The organism is Nocardioides sp. NPDC101246 (assembly GCF_044767415.1).
Taxonomy (GTDB): domain Bacteria; phylum Actinomycetota; class Actinomycetes; order Propionibacteriales; family Nocardioidaceae; genus Nocardioides.
Map to the genome: position 1 here is coordinate 223,751 of NZ_JBIWNX010000005.1, position 18,124 is coordinate 241,874.

The 18,124-nt window shown below is 70.4% G+C and carries 21 protein-coding genes; 7 read left to right on the forward strand and 14 right to left on the reverse strand.

From position 1 onward, the window contains the following. Nucleotides 1-21: 21 nt before the first annotated feature. The gene (locus ACIRON_RS11120) at nucleotides 22-1,218 is read right to left on the reverse strand and encodes a class I SAM-dependent RNA methyltransferase (protein ID WP_402992383.1); all 1,197 of its coding nucleotides are present in this window, start codon (nucleotides 1,216-1,218) and stop codon (nucleotides 22-24) included. Continuing rightward, nucleotides 1,215-3,230: an APC family permease gene (locus ACIRON_RS11125; protein WP_402992384.1), complete on the reverse strand. Its 2,016-nt coding sequence runs from the start codon at nucleotides 3,228-3,230 to the stop codon at nucleotides 1,215-1,217. Before ACIRON_RS11125 ends, ACIRON_RS11120 begins: the two co-directional genes overlap by 4 nt. Before the next feature lie 121 nt (nucleotides 3,231-3,351). Between ACIRON_RS11125 and ACIRON_RS11130 the strand changes: the two genes are divergently transcribed. Genes ACIRON_RS11130 through ACIRON_RS11150 form a run of 5 tightly spaced genes read left to right on the forward strand, consistent with a single transcriptional unit; the run spans nucleotide 3,352 to nucleotide 8,766 of the window. Continuing rightward, nucleotides 3,352-4,014 carry a TrkA family potassium uptake protein gene (locus ACIRON_RS11130; RefSeq protein WP_091041413.1) on the forward strand — a complete coding sequence of 221 codons (663 nt, stop codon included), beginning with the start codon at nucleotides 3,352-3,354 and terminating at the stop codon, nucleotides 4,012-4,014. Nucleotides 4,015-4,016: 2 nt separating this feature from the next. Continuing rightward, entirely contained in the window at nucleotides 4,017-4,688 is a 672-nt protein-coding gene (locus ACIRON_RS11135) for a TrkA family potassium uptake protein (RefSeq protein WP_091041412.1), read from the forward strand. A gap of 41 nt (nucleotides 4,689-4,729) precedes the next feature. Beyond that, nucleotides 4,730-6,625 carry an ABC transporter ATP-binding protein gene (locus ACIRON_RS11140; protein WP_402992385.1) on the forward strand — a complete coding sequence of 632 codons (1,896 nt, stop codon included), beginning with the start codon at nucleotides 4,730-4,732 and terminating at the stop codon, nucleotides 6,623-6,625. Beyond that, nucleotides 6,622-8,397: an ABC transporter ATP-binding protein gene (locus ACIRON_RS11145; RefSeq protein WP_402992386.1), complete on the forward strand. Its 1,776-nt coding sequence runs from the start codon at nucleotides 6,622-6,624 to the stop codon at nucleotides 8,395-8,397. The genes ACIRON_RS11140 and ACIRON_RS11145 overlap by 4 nt, the downstream gene beginning before the upstream one ends. Before the next feature lie 57 nt (nucleotides 8,398-8,454). Then, nucleotides 8,455-8,766 (forward strand): HU family DNA-binding protein, encoded by a 312-nt coding sequence (locus ACIRON_RS11150; RefSeq protein WP_402992387.1) that lies wholly within the window; start codon nucleotides 8,455-8,457, stop codon nucleotides 8,764-8,766. Between the two features lie 57 nt (nucleotides 8,767-8,823). Here the strand turns inward: ACIRON_RS11150 and ykgO are convergent, their stop codons facing one another. From ykgO to ACIRON_RS11180, 6 genes are all read right to left on the reverse strand, one after another. Then, nucleotides 8,824-8,946 carry a type B 50S ribosomal protein L36 gene (ykgO, locus tag ACIRON_RS11155; RefSeq protein ID WP_045547214.1) on the reverse strand — a complete coding sequence of 41 codons (123 nt, stop codon included), beginning with the start codon at nucleotides 8,944-8,946 and terminating at the stop codon, nucleotides 8,824-8,826. A gap of 6 nt (nucleotides 8,947-8,952) precedes the next feature. After that, the gene (rpsR, locus tag ACIRON_RS11160) at nucleotides 8,953-9,189 is read right to left on the reverse strand and encodes a 30S ribosomal protein S18 (protein ID WP_091041405.1); all 237 of its coding nucleotides are present in this window, start codon (nucleotides 9,187-9,189) and stop codon (nucleotides 8,953-8,955) included. A 14-nt stretch (nucleotides 9,190-9,203) separates the two neighbouring features. Beyond that, the gene (rpmF, locus tag ACIRON_RS11165; RefSeq protein WP_350658697.1) at nucleotides 9,204-9,380 is read right to left on the reverse strand and encodes a 50S ribosomal protein L32; all 177 of its coding nucleotides are present in this window, start codon (nucleotides 9,378-9,380) and stop codon (nucleotides 9,204-9,206) included. Between the two features lie 29 nt (nucleotides 9,381-9,409). Next, entirely contained in the window at nucleotides 9,410-10,528 is a 1,119-nt protein-coding gene (locus tag ACIRON_RS11170; protein WP_402992388.1) for a GTP-binding protein, read from the reverse strand. Beyond that, entirely contained in the window at nucleotides 10,528-10,788 is a 261-nt protein-coding gene (locus ACIRON_RS11175) for a type B 50S ribosomal protein L31 (protein WP_402992389.1), read from the reverse strand. Before ACIRON_RS11175 ends, ACIRON_RS11170 begins: the two co-directional genes overlap by 1 nt. 78 nt (nucleotides 10,789-10,866) lie before the next feature. Beyond that, complete coding sequence (locus ACIRON_RS11180; RefSeq protein WP_378725872.1) at nucleotides 10,867-11,424, reverse strand: helix-turn-helix domain-containing protein; 558 nt, start codon at nucleotides 11,422-11,424, stop codon at nucleotides 10,867-10,869. 72 nt (nucleotides 11,425-11,496) lie between these two features. Between ACIRON_RS11180 and ACIRON_RS11185 the strand changes: the two genes are divergently transcribed. Beyond that, on the forward strand, nucleotides 11,497-13,050 hold the full coding sequence (locus tag ACIRON_RS11185) for an FAD-dependent oxidoreductase (protein ID WP_402992390.1): 1,554 nt from the start codon (nucleotides 11,497-11,499) through the stop codon (nucleotides 13,048-13,050). Between the two features lie 176 nt (nucleotides 13,051-13,226). Here ACIRON_RS11185 and ACIRON_RS11190 read toward each other — a convergent pair whose 3' ends face one another. From ACIRON_RS11190 to rpmB, 5 genes are all read right to left on the reverse strand, one after another. Then, the gene (locus tag ACIRON_RS11190) at nucleotides 13,227-13,769 is read right to left on the reverse strand and encodes a hypothetical protein (protein ID WP_402992391.1); all 543 of its coding nucleotides are present in this window, start codon (nucleotides 13,767-13,769) and stop codon (nucleotides 13,227-13,229) included. An 8-nt stretch (nucleotides 13,770-13,777) separates the two neighbouring features. After that, nucleotides 13,778-14,488, reverse strand: a complete 711-nt coding sequence (locus ACIRON_RS11195) for a TIGR03943 family putative permease subunit (protein WP_402992392.1) — start codon at nucleotides 14,486-14,488, stop codon at nucleotides 13,778-13,780. After that, nucleotides 14,485-15,471 (reverse strand): permease, encoded by a 987-nt coding sequence (locus tag ACIRON_RS11200; protein WP_402992393.1) that lies wholly within the window; start codon nucleotides 15,469-15,471, stop codon nucleotides 14,485-14,487. Before ACIRON_RS11200 ends, ACIRON_RS11195 begins: the two co-directional genes overlap by 4 nt. Nucleotides 15,472-15,545: 74 nt before the next feature. Then, a complete protein-coding gene (rpsN, locus tag ACIRON_RS11205; protein ID WP_402992394.1) occupies nucleotides 15,546-15,851 on the reverse strand; it encodes a 30S ribosomal protein S14 in 306 nt (101 codons plus the stop codon). Then, a complete protein-coding gene (rpmB, locus tag ACIRON_RS11210; protein ID WP_402992395.1) occupies nucleotides 15,851-16,087 on the reverse strand; it encodes a 50S ribosomal protein L28 in 237 nt (78 codons plus the stop codon). The genes rpsN and rpmB overlap by 1 nt, the downstream gene beginning before the upstream one ends. A 130-nt stretch (nucleotides 16,088-16,217) precedes the next feature. Here rpmB and ACIRON_RS11215 point away from each other — a divergent pair, with 130 nt between their 5' ends. Continuing rightward, nucleotides 16,218-16,631 carry a Fur family transcriptional regulator gene (locus tag ACIRON_RS11215; RefSeq protein ID WP_378725894.1) on the forward strand — a complete coding sequence of 138 codons (414 nt, stop codon included), beginning with the start codon at nucleotides 16,218-16,220 and terminating at the stop codon, nucleotides 16,629-16,631. A gap of 1 nt (nucleotide 16,632) precedes the next feature. On the opposite strand, the gene ACIRON_RS11220 is transcribed toward ACIRON_RS11215, so the two are convergent. After that, on the reverse strand, nucleotides 16,633-18,054 hold the full coding sequence (locus tag ACIRON_RS11220; RefSeq protein WP_402992396.1) for a PepSY-associated TM helix domain-containing protein: 1,422 nt from the start codon (nucleotides 18,052-18,054) through the stop codon (nucleotides 16,633-16,635). Between the last annotated feature and the right edge of the window lie 70 nt (nucleotides 18,055-18,124).

An 18,124-nucleotide genomic window follows, 5' to 3' on the forward strand; every position in this document is an offset into this window, starting at 1 on the left:
GCGCGCGACGCGCAACCGATATCAGGCGCGGGAGTCGGACATCTCCAGCAGCGCGACGGCCTCGACGTGATGCGTCATCGGGAACAGGTCGAAGGCACGCAGCGAGCTCAGCCGGTAACCATGGTCGGCGAAGATCGCGACGTCACGAGCGAGGGCAGCAGGATCGCACGCGACGTAGGCGACCTTCCGCGGCGAGCGCGCGACGACGGCCTCGACGACCGGTCGGCGAGCGCCTTCGCGGGGCGGGTCGAGGACGACGAGGTCGAAGGGACCTTCCTCGAGACCTCGCAGCACGGTGGCGACGTCACCGGCGATGACCTCGGCGGACACGACGTTGCCCACCGAGAGCGCGGAGGCGGTCGGGTCGCCCTCGACGGCGAGGACACGCCCGGTGGGGCCGACACGGTCGGCCAGGAAGGCGGAGAAGAGGCCGACGCCGGCGTAGAGGTCCAGAACGGTGTCGCCCGGGGCCGGGGAGAGGGCGGACAGCACGGCGGAGACCAGGGCCGCGGGCGCGCCGGGGTGGACCTGCCAGAAGCCGTCGGCGGCGACCTCGAAGGAGTGCTCCGCTCCCCCGATCTCGACCGTCTCGACGACTGTGCCTGCACCGGGCTCACGGGCATCGGGCGACGCGATCAGGCACTCGGAGATCGGGATGACCTCGTGCGATCGGTACTTCCGCATCCCTCGGCCGCCGCCCGGCGCGGTCGCGTAGCGCTGACGGGTGCGCCAGCCGAGCCCGTCCTCGTCACCGGGTACGGCCTCGACGACAAGATCAGCGACCAGCGGGTCGGTGGCGGACAGACCGCCGAGCCGGACCAGCTGCTCGCGCAGCACCGCCGCCTTCAGCTCGCGCTGGCCGGACAAGGCGACGTGCTGGAAGTCGCAGCCGCCGCAGAGACCCGGGCCGGCGTAGGGGCACGGCGGAACGACCCGTTCCGGTGCGGCGGAGGCGATCGAGACCGCATCCCCGCGCCAGAACCGGTCACCGGCCGTTCCCTCGGTGATCTCGACGACCACCTGCTCACCGGGCAGGGCGTGGCGTACGAAGACCACGCGGGAGGCCCCGTCCTCGAGAGGCACGCGGGCGACGAAGTGGCCGCCGTGGGCGACCGGGCCGACCTCGACCTCGAAGCGGCGACCGACGTACGACTCGCCCTTCGACGCCTTCGGACGGGGCCGCCGCCCGCGATGCGCGGGACGCTGAGGACGGCTCATCGTCGTCCGCTTCCGCGGCGCAGGCCGGGCGCGAGCCAGTAGTCCTCGCGCAGCTCCTCGGCGCGCTCCTTGCCGGAGGCGAGCTGGTAGGGCACCGAGATGACCATGACGCCCGGGGTGAACAGCAGCCGGCCCTTGAGCCGCAGCGCGGTCTGGTTGTGGAGCAGCTGCTCCCACCAGCGGCCGACGACGTACTCGGGGATGTAGACGGCCACGACGCCACGCGGGTTGGCGTCACGGATCGCCGAGGCGTACTCGACGACCGGGCGGATCAGCTCGCGGTAGGGCGAGTGGAGCACCTTCAGCGGCATCGGCAGGTTGCGCTCGTCCCACTGCTTCAGCAGGTCGGCGGTGTCGGAGTCGGTGGTCGAGACCGTGACGGCCTCGAGCGCGTTGGGCCGGGTCGCCTGGGCGAAGGCCAGTGCCCGCAGGGTCGGCTTGTGGAGCTTGGAGACCAGCACGATCGCGTGGACCCGGGTCGGCATGACCTTGTCCTGCTCGTCGGCGGCCAGCTCGCGGGCGACGTTGTCGTAGTGGCGCCTGATCCCCAACATGACCACGTAGAAGAAGCCCATCGCAAGGATGGTGATCCAGGCCCCGGCGAGGAACTTGGTGATCAGCACGATCACCAGCACGACCGAGGTCAGCCCGAGACCGAAGGTGTTGATCGCTCGCGAACGCTGCATCCGGCGCCGCTCGCCCGGGTCTCGTTCCGTGGCCAGGTGCCGGGTCCAGTGGCGGATCATGCCCAGCTGGCTGAGGTTGAAGGAGACGAAGACGCCGACGATGTAGAGCTGGATCAGCTTGGTGGTCTGCGCCTCGAAGATGACGATCAGCGCGATCGCCAGCACGGCCAGGAAGACGATGCCGTTGCTGTAGGCGAGCCGGTCTCCACGCGCCCCGAGAGACCGCGGCGCGTAGCCGTCCTTGGCCAGGATCGAGCCGAGGACCGGGAAGCCGTTGAACGCGGTGTTGGCGGCCAGCACCAGGATGATCCCGGTGACGGTGATGACGAAGTAGAAGCCCGGCGGGAAGTCGCTGAAGACCCCGGCAGCGATCTGGGAGATCACCGGGTGCTGCTCGTAGCCCTCCGGCACCGCGTTGCCGGCGGCGGTGCGGAGGTTCTCGAGAGAGTGCGGGTCGACGTAGCGGATGCTCATCTGGTTGGCCAGCACGATGATGCTCATCATCATCGTGATCGCGATCAGGCCGAGCAGCAGCAGCGTGGTGGCGGCGTTCTTGCTCTTCGGCCGCTGGAAGGCCGGTACGCCGTTGGAGATCGCCTCCACACCCGTCAGCGCCGCACACCCGGACGAGAACGCGCGGGCGAGCAGGAAGACCAGCGCCACCTGGTTGAGCGTGCCCTCCCAACCCTCTTGGGGGCGGATGTGGAGGGCAGCGCTCTCGGCCTGCGGCAGGTTGCCGGTCACCAGCAGCACCAGGCCGTAGACACCCATACCGAGGATGGCGAACATGAACAGGTAGGTCGGGACCGCGAAGAACGTCCCGGACTCGCGTACGCCGCGCAGGTTCATCGCGGTGAGCAGCACGATCGCGATCGTTGCGACCAGGACCTCGTGGCCGATCAGGCCGGGGATCGCGCTGGCGGCGTACTGGGCGGCGTTGGAGATCGAGACCGCCACCGTCAGCACGTAGTCGACCAGCAGGGCGCTGGCCACGGTCACGCCCGCCTTACGCCCCAGGTTGACCGTCGCGACCTCGTAGTCGCCACCGCCGCTCGGATAGGCGTGCACCGTCTGCCGGTAGGAGGTGACCACGGTGAGCATCACCAGGGCGACGACCAGGCCGATCTTCCAGGACCAGGCGTAGGCCGAGGCTCCCGCCACCGCCAGCATGATGAAGATCTCGTCGGGTGCATAGGCCACCGAGGAGAGCGCGTCGCTGGCGAAAACCGGTAGCGCGATGCGCTTCGGCAGCAGCGTCTCGCCCAGCTGCGAGCTACGGAGCTTGCGACCGATCAGGATCCGCTTGGAGACATCACCAACACCCACAACGGCAGACGCTACGGCACATCGCGGCTTCCGCGCGCTTCCGGATCGCCACGCGCACCTGAACACGCCAACTTCGAGGCCGTAGGCGACGCGCGGCCCGGGTGAGTGCAATCATGACACGGTGCACGTAGTGATCATGGGCTGTGGCCGCGTCGGCTCGACCCTGGCCAGGAGCCTCGAGGACCGCAACCACACGGTCTCGGTCATCGACCAGAACTCCGAGGCGTTCCGGCGGCTCGGACCAGGGTTCAACGGCGACAAGGTCGCCGGGATGGGCTTCGACCGCGAGGTCCTGCTCAAGGCCGGCATCAAGCGGGCCGAGGCGTTCGCGGCGGTCTCCAGCGGTGACAACTCCAACATCATCTCCGCCCGGGTGGCGCGCGAGGAGTTCGGCATCCAGCAGGTCGTGGCCCGCATCTACGACCCGGGCCGCGCGGAGGTGTACCAGCGTCTCGGGATCAGCACCGTGGCAACCGTGAAGTGGACCGCCGACCAGGTGCTCCGCCGGCTCCTGCCGGCCGGCGCCGAGCCCGACTTTCGCGACATGTCGGGCAACATCCGCATCGACCAGGTCATCATGCCCGAGTCCTGGGTCGGCCAGCGGACCATCAAGTTCCAGCGCCAGTCCGGCAGCCGGATCGCGTGGATCGACCGGCTCGGCGAGGGCGTCCTCCCGGTCCTCGAGAGCGTGATCCAGGAGGGCGACGTGCTCCACATCGTCATGCGCGAGGAGAACACCGCGCAGGCGTACAAGACCATCAAGAACGGCCCCCAGGAAGACTGACGATGAGAGTTGCTATCGCCGGGGCCGGGGCTGTCGGCCGGTCCATCGCCCGTGAGCTGATCACCAATGGCCACGAGGTGCTCCTCATCGACAAGAACCCGGGCTCGATCAAGCCCGAACGGGTCGCGGACGCGGAGTGGCTGCTCGCCGACGCGTGCGAGCTCTCCTCGCTCGAGGAGGCCAGGCTCGACAACTGCGACGTGGTGATCGCCGCGACCGGTGACGACAAGGCCAACCTGGTCTGCTCGCTGCTGGCCAAGACCGAGTTCGGCGTGCCGCGCACCGTGGGCCGGGTCAACCACCCCAACAACGAGTGGCTCTTCACCGAGGCCTGGGGCGTCGACGTCAACGTCTCCACCCCGCGGATCATGTCCGCGCTGGTGGAGGAGGCCGTCACCGTCGGCGACCTGGTGCGCCTGTTCACCTTCCGGCAGGGCCAGGCCAACCTGGTCGAGATCACTCTGCCCGCCGACTCGCCCTACGTCGGCAAGCCCACCGGCCTGGTGCCGTTCCCCGAGAACTGCGCGCTGGTCACGCTGTTGCGCGACGGCCAGGTCTACGTACCCACCCCCGAGCAGCCTCTCGAGCAGGGCGACGAGCTCCTCTTCGTCGTGCCCACCGAGAAGGAGGACGAGCTCGAGCGCCTGCTCGCCCCCACCGGCCACGGCGGCTAGGTCTCGTACGCAGCAACCCCTCGATCTCGGCAGGACAACAGTTGGCTCGCTCCCCCCTCCTCCAGACGCTTCGTCCTGTCCGGGGAAGGCTGGTCGCCAGCCTGCTGCTGATGGTCGTCTCGACCCTCGCCGGCCTGGTGCCGCTGGTCGGGATCGTCGAGCTCGCCCGGATCCTGCTGCCCGCGCTGTCGGGCTCCCCCGTCGACGGCGACCGCGCCTGGGTCGTCGTCTGGGTGAGCGTGGCTGCGCTGCTGGTACGCCTCGCGACGGTGCTCGGCTCGTCGTGGCTCTCCCACCTCGCCGATCTCGACCTCTCCATCCACCTGCGTCGGCTGATGGTCGCCCGGCTCGGCCGGGTGCCGCTGGCGTGGTTCACCGAACGCAACTCCGGCACGGTGAAGAAGGCGGTGCAGGACGACGTCGCCGCGCTGCACCACCTGGTCGCGCACTCGGTCATGGAGCTCACCGCGGCGATCACCCTGCCTGTTGTCGTCGCGGTCTACCTGTTCGTGGTCTCCGCGCCGCTCGCTCTGGTCACCCTGGTCCCGCTCGCGCTCGGGCTGGTCGGGTTCCGGATCTCGATGCGGGGCGCCGCGGCTCTCTACCGTGACTACGACGCCGGTCTGGCCGAGCTCGCGGCGGCCACGGTCGAGAACACCGGCGGGATCGCGGAGATCAAGACGTTCGGCGCCACCGGTCAGGCTCATCGGCGGCTGGCCGAGGTCGCCACCCGGTTCGGCGGGTTCAACCGGGCCTGGATGCGACACTCGGCCCTGGGGATGCTGCTGATGGAGCTCGCGCTGACACCGGCACTGACCCTGGTGCTCGTCCTCGGCGCCGGGGTCTGGATGCTCCGAGCCGACTGGATCACGGGTCCTGACCTGGTGCCGTTCCTGGTCCTCGGGCTGGCCATGACCGCGCCGGTCACCGTCGCCGGCTACGCCGCTCGCGAGCTGCGCGAGGCGACCGAGGCGGCCCGCCGCATCCAGCGACTGCTGGCCGAGCCCGAACTGCCGGAGCCGGCCGTGACCGCGGCTGCTCCCGCGACCTCCCGCGTCGAGATCCAGGACGTCTCCTTCGCCTACTCCCCCGGCGCGCCACCGGTGCTCCACGACATCGACCTGGTCCTCGAGCCGGGCACCGTGACCGCACTCGTGGGCCACTCCGGCTCGGGCAAGTCGACGCTGGCCAAGCTGCTGCCCCGCTTCGCCGACCCCACCACGGGCCGGATCACCATCGCCGGGGTGGACCTTCGGGAGATGACCAGCGCCCAGCTCTACGAGCAGGTCTCCTTCGTCTTCCAGGACACCGGGCTGCTGCGCACCTCGATCCGGGACAACATCCGGCTCGCCCACCCACAGGCTCCCGAGGATGACGTACGCCGCGCGGCCGAGGCCGCACAGATCGCCGACCGCATCGAGGAGCTCCCACGCGGCTACGACTCGGTGGTCGGTGAGGACGGCCAGCTCTCCGGTGGTGAGCGGCAGCGGGTCGCGATCGCCCGCGCCCTGCTGTCCGACACCCCGATCCTGGTCCTCGACGAGGCCACCGCCGCAGCCGATCCCGAGTCCGAGGCGCTCGTCCAGCGAGCCCTGTCCCGCCTCGCCGCCGGACGTACGCTGCTGGTGATCGCCCACCGGCTCTCCACGGTCACCGCCGCCGACCAGATCGTGGTCCTCGACGCGGGTCGGGTCGCCGAGCTCGGCACCCACGAGGAGCTCCTCGCCCGGGGCGGGCGCTACGCCCGCCTCTGGGCCGCCGACCAGCGCGCCCACCCGGCTCACGTCGGTCGAGCCGCGAGGCCGCCTACGGCCGAGCGTGTCGAGACCAACACGGTCGGCTCGAGCGCGATAGGGGACCGTGTTGGTCTCGACACGCCGTCGTTCGTTCCTCACGACGACGGCTCGACCGACGGCGGCGACGAGGAGTGCGCGTGATCACCATCGTCCGTCTGCTCGCCGCGCTCGTCGATCTCCCCCACCGCCGCCAGCTCGCCCGCGTCGTCGCGATGTTCGTCACCACCGGCTTACTCCAGGGTCTGGCCTTCGCCTGCGTCGTGCCGGTCCTGGATGCCGCGCTGCGCCAGGACTGGGACGCCGCGACCACCTGGCTGGGTGTGCTCGCCGGGCTCTTCGTGGCCCATCACGTGGCTCTGACCGTGGGCAACCTGGACGGCTACGACCTGGCCTGCGACCTGCTCGACATCACCCTCGCCCGGCTCGGCGACCACACCGTGCGGCTGCCGCTGGGCTGGTACGACCGGGACCGCACCGGGCAGCTGTCCCGGATGGCCTCCAAGGGCGCGACCGACATCGCCTCGGTGCCGGGGCATCTGCTGCGGCCGCTGATCGCCGCCGTGGTCAGCCCGATCACCGTGGTCGTCGCGATGGCGTTCCTGGAGTGGCGCCTGGCGCTCGCGCTCCTCGTCGGCGTCGTCGCGGTGCTGGCCACCACCCGGCTCCTGGCGACGATCGTCGGCCGTGGCGAAGGCGCCTATGACGCCGCCATGGCCGAAGGATCCGCACGGGTGGTCGAGTTCGCGCTCAACCAGCCGGCGCTTCGGGTGTTCGGACGCACCGTCCACGGCAACGAGCTCGTCGAGACCGCGCTGAAGGAGCAGAAGCGGGCCTCACGGCGGCTGCTGGTGACCGGGTTCGGCGGCCTGGGGATCCAGCTGCTCTCCATCCAGGCGCTGCTGACCCTGGTGATCGCGCTGACCGTCCACCTCAGTCTCGGCGGCACCCTCGCCCCGGCGACCGCGATCGGGCTCCTCGTCCTCACGGTGCGGTTCGTGGAGTCGCTCATCGACTACGGCGAGCTCTCCAGCGCGCTGCGCATCGCCGAGGGCTCGTTGCGACGTGTCCTCGACGTGCTCGCCCTCCCGCCGCTCCCCGAGCCGGCCACCCCTGGAGAACCGGCCGACAGCGGCCTCGAGCTCCGCGACGTCGCCTTCTCGTACGACAGCACCACCCTGGTCCTGGACCAGGTCTCCCTCACCTCTCCCCCGCGCTCGTTGACCGCCGTGGTGGGACCCTCGGGGTCCGGGAAGAGCACCCTGCTGCGCCTGGTCGCCCGGTTCCACGACGTCACCGCGGGCTCGGTGATGCTCGGTGGGGTCGACGTACGCGATCTGGGGACCGAGGCGCTGATGCGGCGGGTCTCGATCGTCTTCCAGGACGTCTACCTCTTCGAGGGCACCCTGCGCGAGAACGTGATGATGTCGCGCCCCGACGCCACCGAGGACGAGCTGCACGAAGCCGCCCGACTGGCCCGCGTCGACGACATCGTCTCGCGGCTACCGCACGGCTGGCAGACGCGGATCGGCGAGGCCGGCTCAACGCTCTCCGGCGGCGAGAAGCAGCGGGTCTCGATCGCGCGGGCGCTGCTCAAGGACGCACCCGTCGTCCTTCTCGACGAGGCCACCGCCGCTCTCGACGCCGAGAACGAGGCCGCGGTCCAGGAGGCGCTCACCGCGCTCTCCGCCGATCGGACCGTCATCGTGATCGCCCACCGGCTCCAGACCGTCGTCGCCGCCGACCAGATCGTCGTCCTCGACGGCGGTCGGATCGTCGAGCGGGGCTCCCATTCCGAGCTCCTGGCCCACGACGGGCGCTACCTCGACTTCTGGCGCGAACGTACCCAAGCAGAAGGATGGCGGCTCCTCGAAGGCCCGCAGAGCCCGCAACCACGCGGGACACGCGGCGCGTGAACGTTGAAGATCCCCAGGTCTGGCCTACGCTGGCGACGAGCCGCATCTCGTCAACCTTTGCGGCTCGGATCAACGATTAAAGGAGATCGCATGAACCGCACCGACCTGGTGAGCGAAATCGCCAAGCAGGCCGAGATCACCCAGACGCAGGCCTCCGGCGCCCTGGGTGCCGCCATCGAGGCGATCAGCGCAGCTGTCGCTGACGGCGACAAGGTCACGCTGCCCGGCTTCGGTACGTTCGAGTCGCGCGAGCGCGCCGCTCGCACCGGCCGGAACCCGCAGACCGGCAAGGAGCTCAACATCCCGGCTTCGCGTGGCCCGGCGTTCAAGCCCGGCTCCGCTTTCAAGGAGCGCGTCAACAAGGGCTGAGTTCCTGATCACACGAAGGGCCGGGTCGTTTCGACCCGGCCCTTCGTGCATCCCGACTCAACCCTGACGGGCTTTGAGGCGCGGGTTCAGCTTGTTGATCACGTAGACCCGGCCGCGGCGGCGTACGACCTGGGAACCCGGCTGGTTCTTCAGCGACCGGATGGAGTTGACGACCTTCATGAGGATCTATCCCTTCGTGCTCGTGTAGGGCAGCAGCGCGACCTCGCGGGCGTTCTTGATCGCCTTGGTCACAGCGCGCTGCTGTTGCGGGGTGATTCCGGTGACGCGGCGGGAGCGGATCTTGCCGCGGTCGGAGATGAACGTACGCAGCAGCTGCACGTCCTTGTAGTCGACGTAGGTCACGTCCGGGGCCAGCAGCGGCTTGCGCCGCTTGCGAATCGGGGACGGCGGTCGTTTCGGCATCGGGGTCGTTCCTCTCAGCGGAGCTTGGCGGGGTCGACGTAGCCGCGCTGGACGGCGCGGACCAGGCGGCGGGGCACGTCGTAGCTCTGGCCGTCGACGGTCACCGGCACGAGCGCGACCGGGGTCGCCTTCCAGCTCGAGCGGCGGTGGCGGGTGTTGCTGCGCGACATCTTGCGCTTGGGTACGGCCATGGAGGCCTCCTTCTCGTGGTTGATGCAGGTCAGGCGGCCCGGCCGATGGGGCCGAGCCAGTCCTCGAGCCCGTCCCAGGACTCCTCCCAGATCTGGCCGCGCCGGGCGATCTCCTGGTCGGTGAGCAGGGCGCGCTCGAAGGCACGCGGGATCTCCGCGGCCTCGTCGTCGATGCCGATCACGACGATCCGGGTGAGCCGCTCGGTGCGACCCCACTTCTGGGTCGAGCCGACGCTCGCCTGGCCGCCGGCGCCATCCCAGACGCAGATGTCGTCGGGGCGGGTCGGGACCCAGAAGCAGCCGCGCGAGCGGCGCGGGCCGCCGCCGAGGATCTCCAGCTCCTCCTGGAACCGGACCGGGTGGATCGGGCGCTCCGAGCGCAGGTCGAGCCGCCAGGCGCCGCCCTCGGGCAGCGGCGGCAGCGCGTTGCGGCGCACCTCGGCGACCCAGGCCTCCACCGCGTGGTGGCGGTGCACGCCGGCGACCAGGCCGACGGCATCGAGGAGGGAAGGGTCGGTCACCACCGGCGTACCCGAGCGGGCCAGGGTCGCCACCAGCGACCGCTCCTCGGGCTCTGGGGCCTCGGTGATGCAGACGACGTCGGCGTACTCGACGATCGCGCTGCCGACCTCGGCGACACCACGACGGTCGTCCTCGGAGGTGGCCAGCCCGCGCTCGTCGAGGAGGTCGGGACCGAGCAGGTCCTCGGCGACCGTCGTGCCCTCGAGCGCGGCAACGACGGCGAAGATGCCGATGTGCGGGGCCATCCGCGGCGCCCAGGCGAGCACCCGGCAGACCTGGACCGCCTCCGCGGCGACCGGCAGGCAGGCCACGATGCTCCCCCAGCGCCCCTGGGCCGCGAGGCGCTCGAGCGTCGGCACGATGTCCTCACGGATCGCACAGGCCACGCAGGCGTGGGCGAGGTTGATCTCCTCGTGCTCGATCACGCCGGTGAGGTCGCTGACGACGCGGGTGAGGAGCTGGCGCCCGGGGTCGATGACGTGACGCACCATGACCGCGTCCGGAAGGCCGAGATGGAGCGAGATGGTCGCCGAGAGCATCGCGCCCTCCTCGACCCCGCTCACCAGGATCACCGGCGTCTTGGGGGCCGAGAGCTTACGGGGCGATCGCGGACGAGGCGCGCTCATCAGCCGCGCCCGTAGCGGCGCTTGAACCGCTCGACTCGTCCCTCGGTGTCGACCACCCGGCCGCGTCCCGTCCAGAACGGGTGGCTGGCACTGGAGACGTCGACGTCGACGACCGGATAGGTCTGGCCGTTCTCCCAGGTGACGCGCTCGTGGTCTTCGGCGAGACGCCCGAGGATCGTCGACTGCATCAGGAAGAGCGTGTCCGCCGAGCGGTCGCGGAAGACGACCGGCCCGGAGACGGGGTGGATGCCTTGCTTCATGGGGACCTCCCGCTGTGGTTAATGATAACGATTCTCATCTTACACAAAGGTCGGCCCTCGTTCACACCGAGAGGCGTCTCACTCCTCGGCGGTGTGCGTGTGCATGCGTACGCCGTCGCTGTTGAAGATGCTCAGCACCTGCGCCGGGCGCGACCCGGTCGCGAAGATGGCGTGGGGCACCCGGGTGTCGAACTCGGCCGCCTCGCCGCGGGTCAGCACCAGATCGCGGTCGCCCAGCAGCAGCCGCAGCTTGCCGGAGATGACGTAGAGCCACTCGTAGCCGTCGTGCACCCGCGGCTCCGGCACCTCGGTCACCGGCTCGTAGGTGATCTTGAAGGTGCTGACCGGCGAGCCCTCCGGCGTCAGCGGCGCGATCACCATGCCGTCCTTGTGGATCACCGGCCGGCGCACCCTCGGATCCGGGACCGAGGGCGTCACCAGGCTGTCGAGCCCCACGCCGAGGTGTCGGGTCAGCGGGATGAGCAGCTCCAGGCTCGCCTGCCGCTTGCCCGACTCGAGCCGGGACAGCGTGCTCGGCGACATCTCGGCCATCGCGGCCAGCTGATCCAGGGTCCAGCCCTTGCTGTGCCGGATCGCCCGGATCCGGGGCCCGACCTGCTTGAGCTCGTCGATCATGTGCTCCATCTCCCATTTGCCATTTCAGCAAGAACCCTTGCCGTTCTTTCATTGTGCCACTGAACTGGATGCATGACCCAACACACCGAACACTTCGACGCGATCGTCATCGGCGGCGGCGCCGCCGGCCTCTCCGCCGCCCTCATGCTCGGCCGCTCCCGCCGCCGCACCCTCGTGATCGACTCCGGCCTCCCCCGCAACCGTTTCGCGGCGCACATGCACGGCGTCCTCGGCCACGAGGGCATCGACCCCGCGGATCTGCTGCGCAAGGGACGCGAGGAGCTGGCCGCGTACGACGTGGGGGTCCGCCCCGGGCGCGTCGTCCGTCTCGACGAGACCGAGCACGGCGTGAGCGTCCTCCTCGAGGACGGTGAGCGGCTCACCGGCCGGGCCGCGATCGTCGCGACCGGCGTCACCGACGAGCTTCCCGACATCCCGGGCCTGGCCGAGCGCTGGGGCGCCAGCGTCCTGCACTGCCCCTACTGCCACGGCTGGGAGGTGCGCGAGCGGCGGCTCGGGGTCCTGACCACCTCACCCCTCGGGATGCACCAAGCGCAGCTGATCCGGCAGTGGAGCGACGACGTCGTCGTCTTCACGGCGGGGCTCGGCCACCTCGACGAGGCCGACGAGCAGCGGCTGCTGTCGCGCGGGATCACCCTTGTGAACTCGCCGGTCACCGAGGTTCTCGGCGACGGCGACCAGGTCACCGCGGTGCGCACCGCGGACGGGCAGACCACGGAGGTCGGCGCCATCTTCACCGCCGGCACCCTGCGCCCGCATGACGGCTTCCTGACCCACCTCAGCCTCGACCGCACCGACACACCCGTCGGCAGCGTCCTCGCCGTCGACGCGACCGGCAAGACCAGCAGCGACCGGATCTGGGCGGTCGGCAACGTCTCCAACCCGATGGCCAACGTCCCGATCAGCATGAGCGCCGGCGCCATGGCCGGCAGCGTCGTGAACATGACCCTGGTCACCGAGGACTTCGACCGCGCTCTCGGCGGGCCCGCTCCGGTGGACTTCTGGCAGGACAGGTACGCCGGCAGCGACCAGATCTGGTCCGGCAAGGTCAACACCGTGCTCGGCGACATCGCCGCCAGCCTTCAGCCCGGGACGGCTCTCGACCTGGGCTCCGGCGAGGGCGCCGACGTGATCTGGCTGGCGCAGCAGGGCTGGCGAGCCACCGGCATCGACATCTCCGAGAACGCCGCCGCACGCGGACGCGAGGCCGCGCGAGCTGCCGGGCTGAGCGAGGACCGGGCGAGGTTCGTGGTCTCCGACCTCTCCTCGTCTGCGGACCTCGACGGGAGCTACGACCTGGTCACGGCCAGCTTCTTCCACTCCCCCGTCGAGCTGCCGCGCACCGACATCCTGCGCCGGGCCGCCGAGCTGGTGAGCCCGGACGGACACCTTCTGGTCACCTCCCACGCGGCCGCGCCGCCGTGGGCGGACGCCGCCGCGCACGAGCACCGCTTCCTCGACGCCAAGGAGGAGCTGGCCGCGCTCGACCTGCCCGAGGAGAGCTGGGAGACGGTCGTACTCGAGCACCGCGACCGTCCCGTCATCAGCCCGTCCGGCGAGGACGCCACCCTCGAGGACTCGGTCGTCCTGCTCCGCCGTCGCTGACTCGACCCGTGGCCACCGGGGCGGTTTCATTTTCCGCCATGGCGGGAAAGTGCCGCTCTGACTCGGGCGAGCCCCACAGATTCCCGCCATGGCGGGAAAGTTCCGCCCAACCCCAGGCGCAAGCCCTACAGATTCCGCCATGGCGGGAATCTGCCCGCCGCCGAGAGGCAGAACCCTCAGCTCGCCGCGCCACAGCTCTCGGTCAGGAACTCGCCGAGGCGCTCGTAGGCGAGGTTCTGGGCCTCGTTGCGCTCCAGCGGGTCCTGGCCGCGGCCGGTGCGCAGCGCGTCCTCGATCATCATCCGTACGCCTTCGACAGCTGCCGCCGGCGTACCTTCCGGGACGCCCGTCGACTGCAGGCCGGTCGCCGCCAGGCCGAGCGCGGTCTCGTTCTCGTCGTTCGGGGTGGACATCTGGGTCGCGTGCGCGTTCGCCATCGTCTGGACGGCGCCGCAGAACTCCTCCAGCGACGCGACCGGCCCCGCAGCTGACGGAGCGGCCGAGGAGGTCTCGCCGGAGGGCGCAGTGGCTGCCGGAGCGTCTCCACTGCCGAGGTCGCGGGTGAGCACCACGACACCGATCGCAACCGCGATGAGCGTGCCGATGATGAGCGCACGCGGCGGGTGCGGGAGTCGGTCGCGCCAGGTCGGCTCACGCTGCGCCTCGGCCCGGCGGGCGGGGTTGCCGGAGCGCCTCGGGTCACTCGGGCCGCGACTCACGGGGGCGCTCACTGGTAGGTGTTGGCCGGCGCCTCGCGCGGCTCGACGGAGGCTGCCTCGATGGCCGTCTCCGACTTGCCGCCCGGCGCGGTGCCCTCGACCCAGCGACCGGTGACCGCGACCCAGGAGTCGCGCTCGGGAGCGTCGTCGTAGTCCTCCACCCGCACCCGGGATGCGCTCGCGTCGGCGGCGCAGCAGGCGATGGCGATGCGGGTGACGTACCAGTTGCCGTTCTCGTCGGTGCTGACGAAGCCGGTGAGGCGTACGTCGCGGTCCTTGATCGTCGAGCCGTCCTCGACCCCGGCACGCCACATGAACTCGGCGACCTCCACGTCGACCGGTCCGTCGGAGGCGGGCAGCGGCAGGATCTCGGCATCGGGGGCCGCCGCGACCGGGTCGTCGGCACGTCGCTCGGCGAGGTAGGCGCCCAGGGACGGCGGGCTGGCGACAAAGACGATCACGCCGGGCACGATCGCGAGCCAGGTCATCGCCGGGACCTTGTGGTCATGGGCGTCGTCGTGATCGTCGTCGCCGTCGTGGTCGCCAGGGGCGGGACGCAGCAGCATCCACACGGTCAGTCCGAGCAGCACCACGCCGGTGGCGACCAGCGGCCATTTCATCCAGCTGGTGACGTACCGCAGATAGCCGTCGCCGAGCGCGAGCCGGAGCAGGACGGCGCCGAGGAAACCGACCACCAGGGCCTGGGTCGTACGTGTCACAGCAGCCACCATCCGATGCCGACGGCGGAGGCGACCGCCGTGATGATCACCAAGGGTACGAAGCGAAGCGCGAAGCCCATGCCGAACTGGCCGGCCTCCATCGAGGCGAGCTTGATGTCCATCGCCGGGCCGACGACGAGGAAGACCAGCTTCGCGGTGTCGGAGAAGGCGGTGAACGAGGCGGCCACGAAGGCGTCGGACTCCGAGCAGAGCGCCACGATGAACGCGAACAGCGCCAGAGTGGCGATCCCGAGCACCGCCTGGCCCGCGACGGTGTTGACCACCGAGCGGGGTACGAAGGTGTTGACCGCCGCGGCCAGCATGGCGCCCAGCACCAGGAAGCCGGAGGCGTGCAGGAAGTCGTGGCTGACGTTGCCGAGGAACGACCTGTCGTGGGCGTGCTCGTCGCGGCCCAGGTTGGCCAGCCGCTCGAGCAGCAGCTTGCCGCGGGCGAGCATGATCCAGCCGACCGCCACCGCCGTGATCAGCGACGCCAGGAAGCGCGCCAGCACCATCACCGGCTGTCCCGGGAAGGCGACCGCAGTCGAGACGAGCACCGCCGGGTTGACCGCGGGCGCGGCCAACAGGAAGGTCAGCGCGACCGCGGGCGCCACCCCGCGTCGGATCAGCGAGTTGGTCACCGGCACCGCGGCGCACTCGCAGCCCGGCAGCCCGATCCCGGCCAGGCCGGCGATCGGGACACCGAGTGCAGGGCTCTTGGGCACGATCTTGCTCAGCGCCTTCTCGGAGAGGAAGGTCGAGATGACGGCGCTGAGCAGCACGCCACCGAGCAGGAACGGAGCCGACTGCACCACGATGGCGACGAAGATGGTGCCCCAGGTGTTGAACAGGTCGTGGTCCAACAGCGGCAGCAGCCAGCGCTGGGAGAGCAGGATGACGAGCAGGACGATCGCCACGACCTCTGTCTGCCCCAGCCTGAAACCAGGCTTCTCGACGGCCCGCACCGGGGTCTTCGTACTCATGGAGCGTGTTTTTAGCACAGGCCGACGACGGCTGGGTTGCGCCTCGCCGACTCGGAACGATTCTCGTTAGGAACTCACCAACTGGACTTGGTGATCCCCGGCAGATGCCCCTTGTGCGCGAGCTCGCGGAACCGGATCCGGGACACCCCCACCTTGCGCAGATAGCCCCGCGGCCGGCCGTCGACCTGGTCTCGGTTGCGCAGTCGTACGGGAGAGGAGTCGCGCGGCAGGCGCGAGAGGGCACGGACCGCCTCGGCCTGCTCGGCCGAGCCCGGCTCGGCGGTGCGGATGCGCTCCTTGATCTCAGCACGGCGCGCTGCGTACCGCTCCACGATGTCGCGGCGCTTGGCCTCCGCCGCGATCTTGGACTTCTTGGCCATCAGACCCTCTCCCCCCGGGCGAGCATCTCGGCGACGACGGCGTCGATGCCGCGTACGTCGATCCGCTTGATCGCGTTGGTGCTGAGCCGCAGCGTGACCTTCCGGCCCAGACTGGGGACGTAGTAGGTCTTCTTCTGCAGGTTCACCTCCCAGCGTCGCCGGGTCGCCTTCTTGGACCAGGGGCGGTTGTTGCCGAAGCCGGGGCGGGCTCCGGTGACCTGACACGTGCGTGACATGGCAGCCTTTCGTCTTATTGGGAATCGTTCCCATTATGACACAGGCGTCTCACGCCGTGGCATCGACCGCCCTGCTGACGGCGCACACCGGGCAGGGGGATCCATACCGATACCGACTAACATGTCGCTCATGGCACCAACCCAGCAGGTCAAGCGGCGCGCAACCAACCAGGGCGCCGCGGTGAAGGAGGCTCTCGCCGCCGAGGACACCTTCCGCAGCGCCCAGGACGTCTACGCCACGCTGCGAGCCAACGGCGAGAAGATCGGCCTCTCTACGGTCTACCGCCACCTGCAGATCTTCGTCGACGACGGGCTCGCCGACGTGATCCACAAGCCCGACGGTGAGTCCACCTACCGGCTGTGCGGCGACGCCTCCACGACCCATCACCACCACCTGGTCTGCCGCGGCTGCGGCAAGGCGGTGGAGATCGAGGGCCCGGCCGTGGAGACCTGGGCCGACAAGGTGGCGGCGCAGAACGGCTTCACCGACGTCAACCACACCGTGGAGATCTTCGGCCTCTGCGCCGCCTGCGCCGCCTCCTGACTCAGCCGCGACCGCGGCTGCGCGCCAGGCCGATCGCGGCGTCGACCACCAGGAACCCGATCAGGGTCACCCCCAGCATCGGGACGAACCAGCCGACCACCGCGGTGGTCGCGACGAGGGCCACCAGGGCCGGCCAGGACAGCCGCCGCCAGGCACCGCGCGGCGCGGGCCGCCCGAACCTCGGGCCGTGAGCATCTCGGGGCCGCCGCAGCCACCACATCCGGTAGCCGAGCACGGTGGCGAGGATCAGCCCGAGCGCCAGCGCCGCCAGTGCCAGCTGGTTGAGGACGCCGAACAGGATGCCCATGTGCGCGCCGATGACCCAGTCGGTCAGCTTGGCCATCAGCGGCCAGTCGGCGAAGTCGACCCGGTCCACCATCTCGCCGGTCTTCGGGTCGACGCTGATCGCGTCGTAGCGGGTCGGCCAGTCGCGCTTGTTCTCCGCGGCCGTCCAGGCGCTGCCCGGCTCGGCCGGCGGCACCAGGTAGAGCGGGTCACCCAGGCCCGCCTCCCTCGCGGCGTCGAGTACGCCGTCGATGCCGGCACCCTCGGAGAAGACCGCATCCGGGTCCTCGGACCCGGCGGCGCCGGACGAGCCGTGGTGGGCGTGCTCGGTCGCCGCTGCGCCGCTCTCCAGCGACGTGGCCGGCGTGGGCTCGGTCCACGACAGTGCCGTACGCACCTCGCCGATGTTCGCACCGGCGAAGCGTGACCAGGTCAGCCCGGAGACCGACAGGGCCAGCACACCCAGCAGGAGCCAGACGCCGATGACGGCGTGCCAGGACATCGCCCGAGAGCGTCCGGTGGCCTCCCGTTCGGGGACGACCAGCCGGCGGAGCCGCCGGTCGCGGCGACGTCGGCCGAGCCACAGCATCAGGCCGCCCAGGGCGACCACCCACAGCCAGCTGGCGGCGAGCTCGCTGTAGTGCCGGCCGAAGGCGCCCAGGTGGAGGTTGCGGTGCAGCTCGTCGAGCCACGCCCGGAAGCCGAGCCACTGTCCGTAGCTGCGTACCTGGCCCTCCACGCCGGCGGTGTAGGGGTTGACGAAGACCGACATCGCGTAGTCGGCCGGGACGCTCTCGTCGGTGAAGACCACCCGGGTGCTGCGGTCGGCGGCCTCCGGGACGTCGACCCGCAGGATCTCGCCGTCGGGGTGGCTCGACCGGGCGGCGGCGACCTGCTCGGCGAGCGGGACCGTCTCGCCGGCGGGGGTCACATGCGTCAGGTCGTGGTAGGCGATCTGCTCGACCTGTGGGGCGATCGTGTAGAGCAGCCCGGTCACCGAGGCGACCAGGATGAACGGGGCGACGAGCACCCCGGCGTAGAAGTGCAGCCGGAGCACGAGCGGGCGGATCGTCGGCCACCAGCCGAGCCTGCGGGTCTCGACCGGCGCTGCGGTCCGGAGTTGAGTGGGAACTGACATTCGAAGCTTCTCTTCTCGCGAGTCTTTCGGGTACGCACAACAGCCACCGGGGGTCACCCGGTGGTGCTTG

Excerpts from the sequence above, each read along its gene's own strand:
- ACIRON_RS11120 (WP_402992383.1), bottom strand. The coding sequence starts at position 1,218 with ATGAGCCGTCCTCAGCGTCCCGCGCATCGCGGGCGGCGGCCCCGTCCG.
- ACIRON_RS11135 (WP_091041412.1), top strand. The coding sequence starts at position 4,017 with ATGAGAGTTGCTATCGCCGGGGCCGGGGCTGTCGGCCGGTCCATCGCC.
- ykgO (WP_045547214.1), bottom strand. The coding sequence starts at position 8,946 with ATGAAGGTCGTCAACTCCATCCGGTCGCTGAAGAACCAGCCGGGTTCC.
- rpsR (WP_091041405.1), bottom strand. The coding sequence starts at position 9,189 with ATGCCGAAACGACCGCCGTCCCCGATTCGCAAGCGGCGCAAGCCGCTG.
- rpmF (WP_350658697.1), bottom strand. The coding sequence starts at position 9,380 with ATGGCCGTACCCAAGCGCAAGATGTCGCGCAGCAACACCCGCCACCGC.
- ACIRON_RS11170 (WP_402992388.1), bottom strand. The coding sequence starts at position 10,528 with ATGAGCGCGCCTCGTCCGCGATCGCCCCGTAAGCTCTCGGCCCCCAAG.
- ACIRON_RS11175 (WP_402992389.1), bottom strand. The coding sequence starts at position 10,788 with ATGAAGCAAGGCATCCACCCCGTCTCCGGGCCGGTCGTCTTCCGCGAC.
- ACIRON_RS11180 (WP_378725872.1), bottom strand. The coding sequence starts at position 11,424 with ATGATCGACGAGCTCAAGCAGGTCGGGCCCCGGATCCGGGCGATCCGG.
- ACIRON_RS11185 (WP_402992390.1), top strand. The coding sequence starts at position 11,497 with ATGACCCAACACACCGAACACTTCGACGCGATCGTCATCGGCGGCGGC.
- ACIRON_RS11200 (WP_402992393.1), bottom strand. The coding sequence starts at position 15,471 with ATGAGTACGAAGACCCCGGTGCGGGCCGTCGAGAAGCCTGGTTTCAGG.
- rpsN (WP_402992394.1), bottom strand. The coding sequence starts at position 15,851 with ATGGCCAAGAAGTCCAAGATCGCGGCGGAGGCCAAGCGCCGCGACATC.
- rpmB (WP_402992395.1), bottom strand. The coding sequence starts at position 16,087 with ATGTCACGCACGTGTCAGGTCACCGGAGCCCGCCCCGGCTTCGGCAAC.
- ACIRON_RS11215 (WP_378725894.1), top strand. The coding sequence starts at position 16,218 with ATGGCACCAACCCAGCAGGTCAAGCGGCGCGCAACCAACCAGGGCGCC.
- ACIRON_RS11220 (WP_402992396.1), bottom strand. The coding sequence starts at position 18,054 with ATGTCAGTTCCCACTCAACTCCGGACCGCAGCGCCGGTCGAGACCCGC.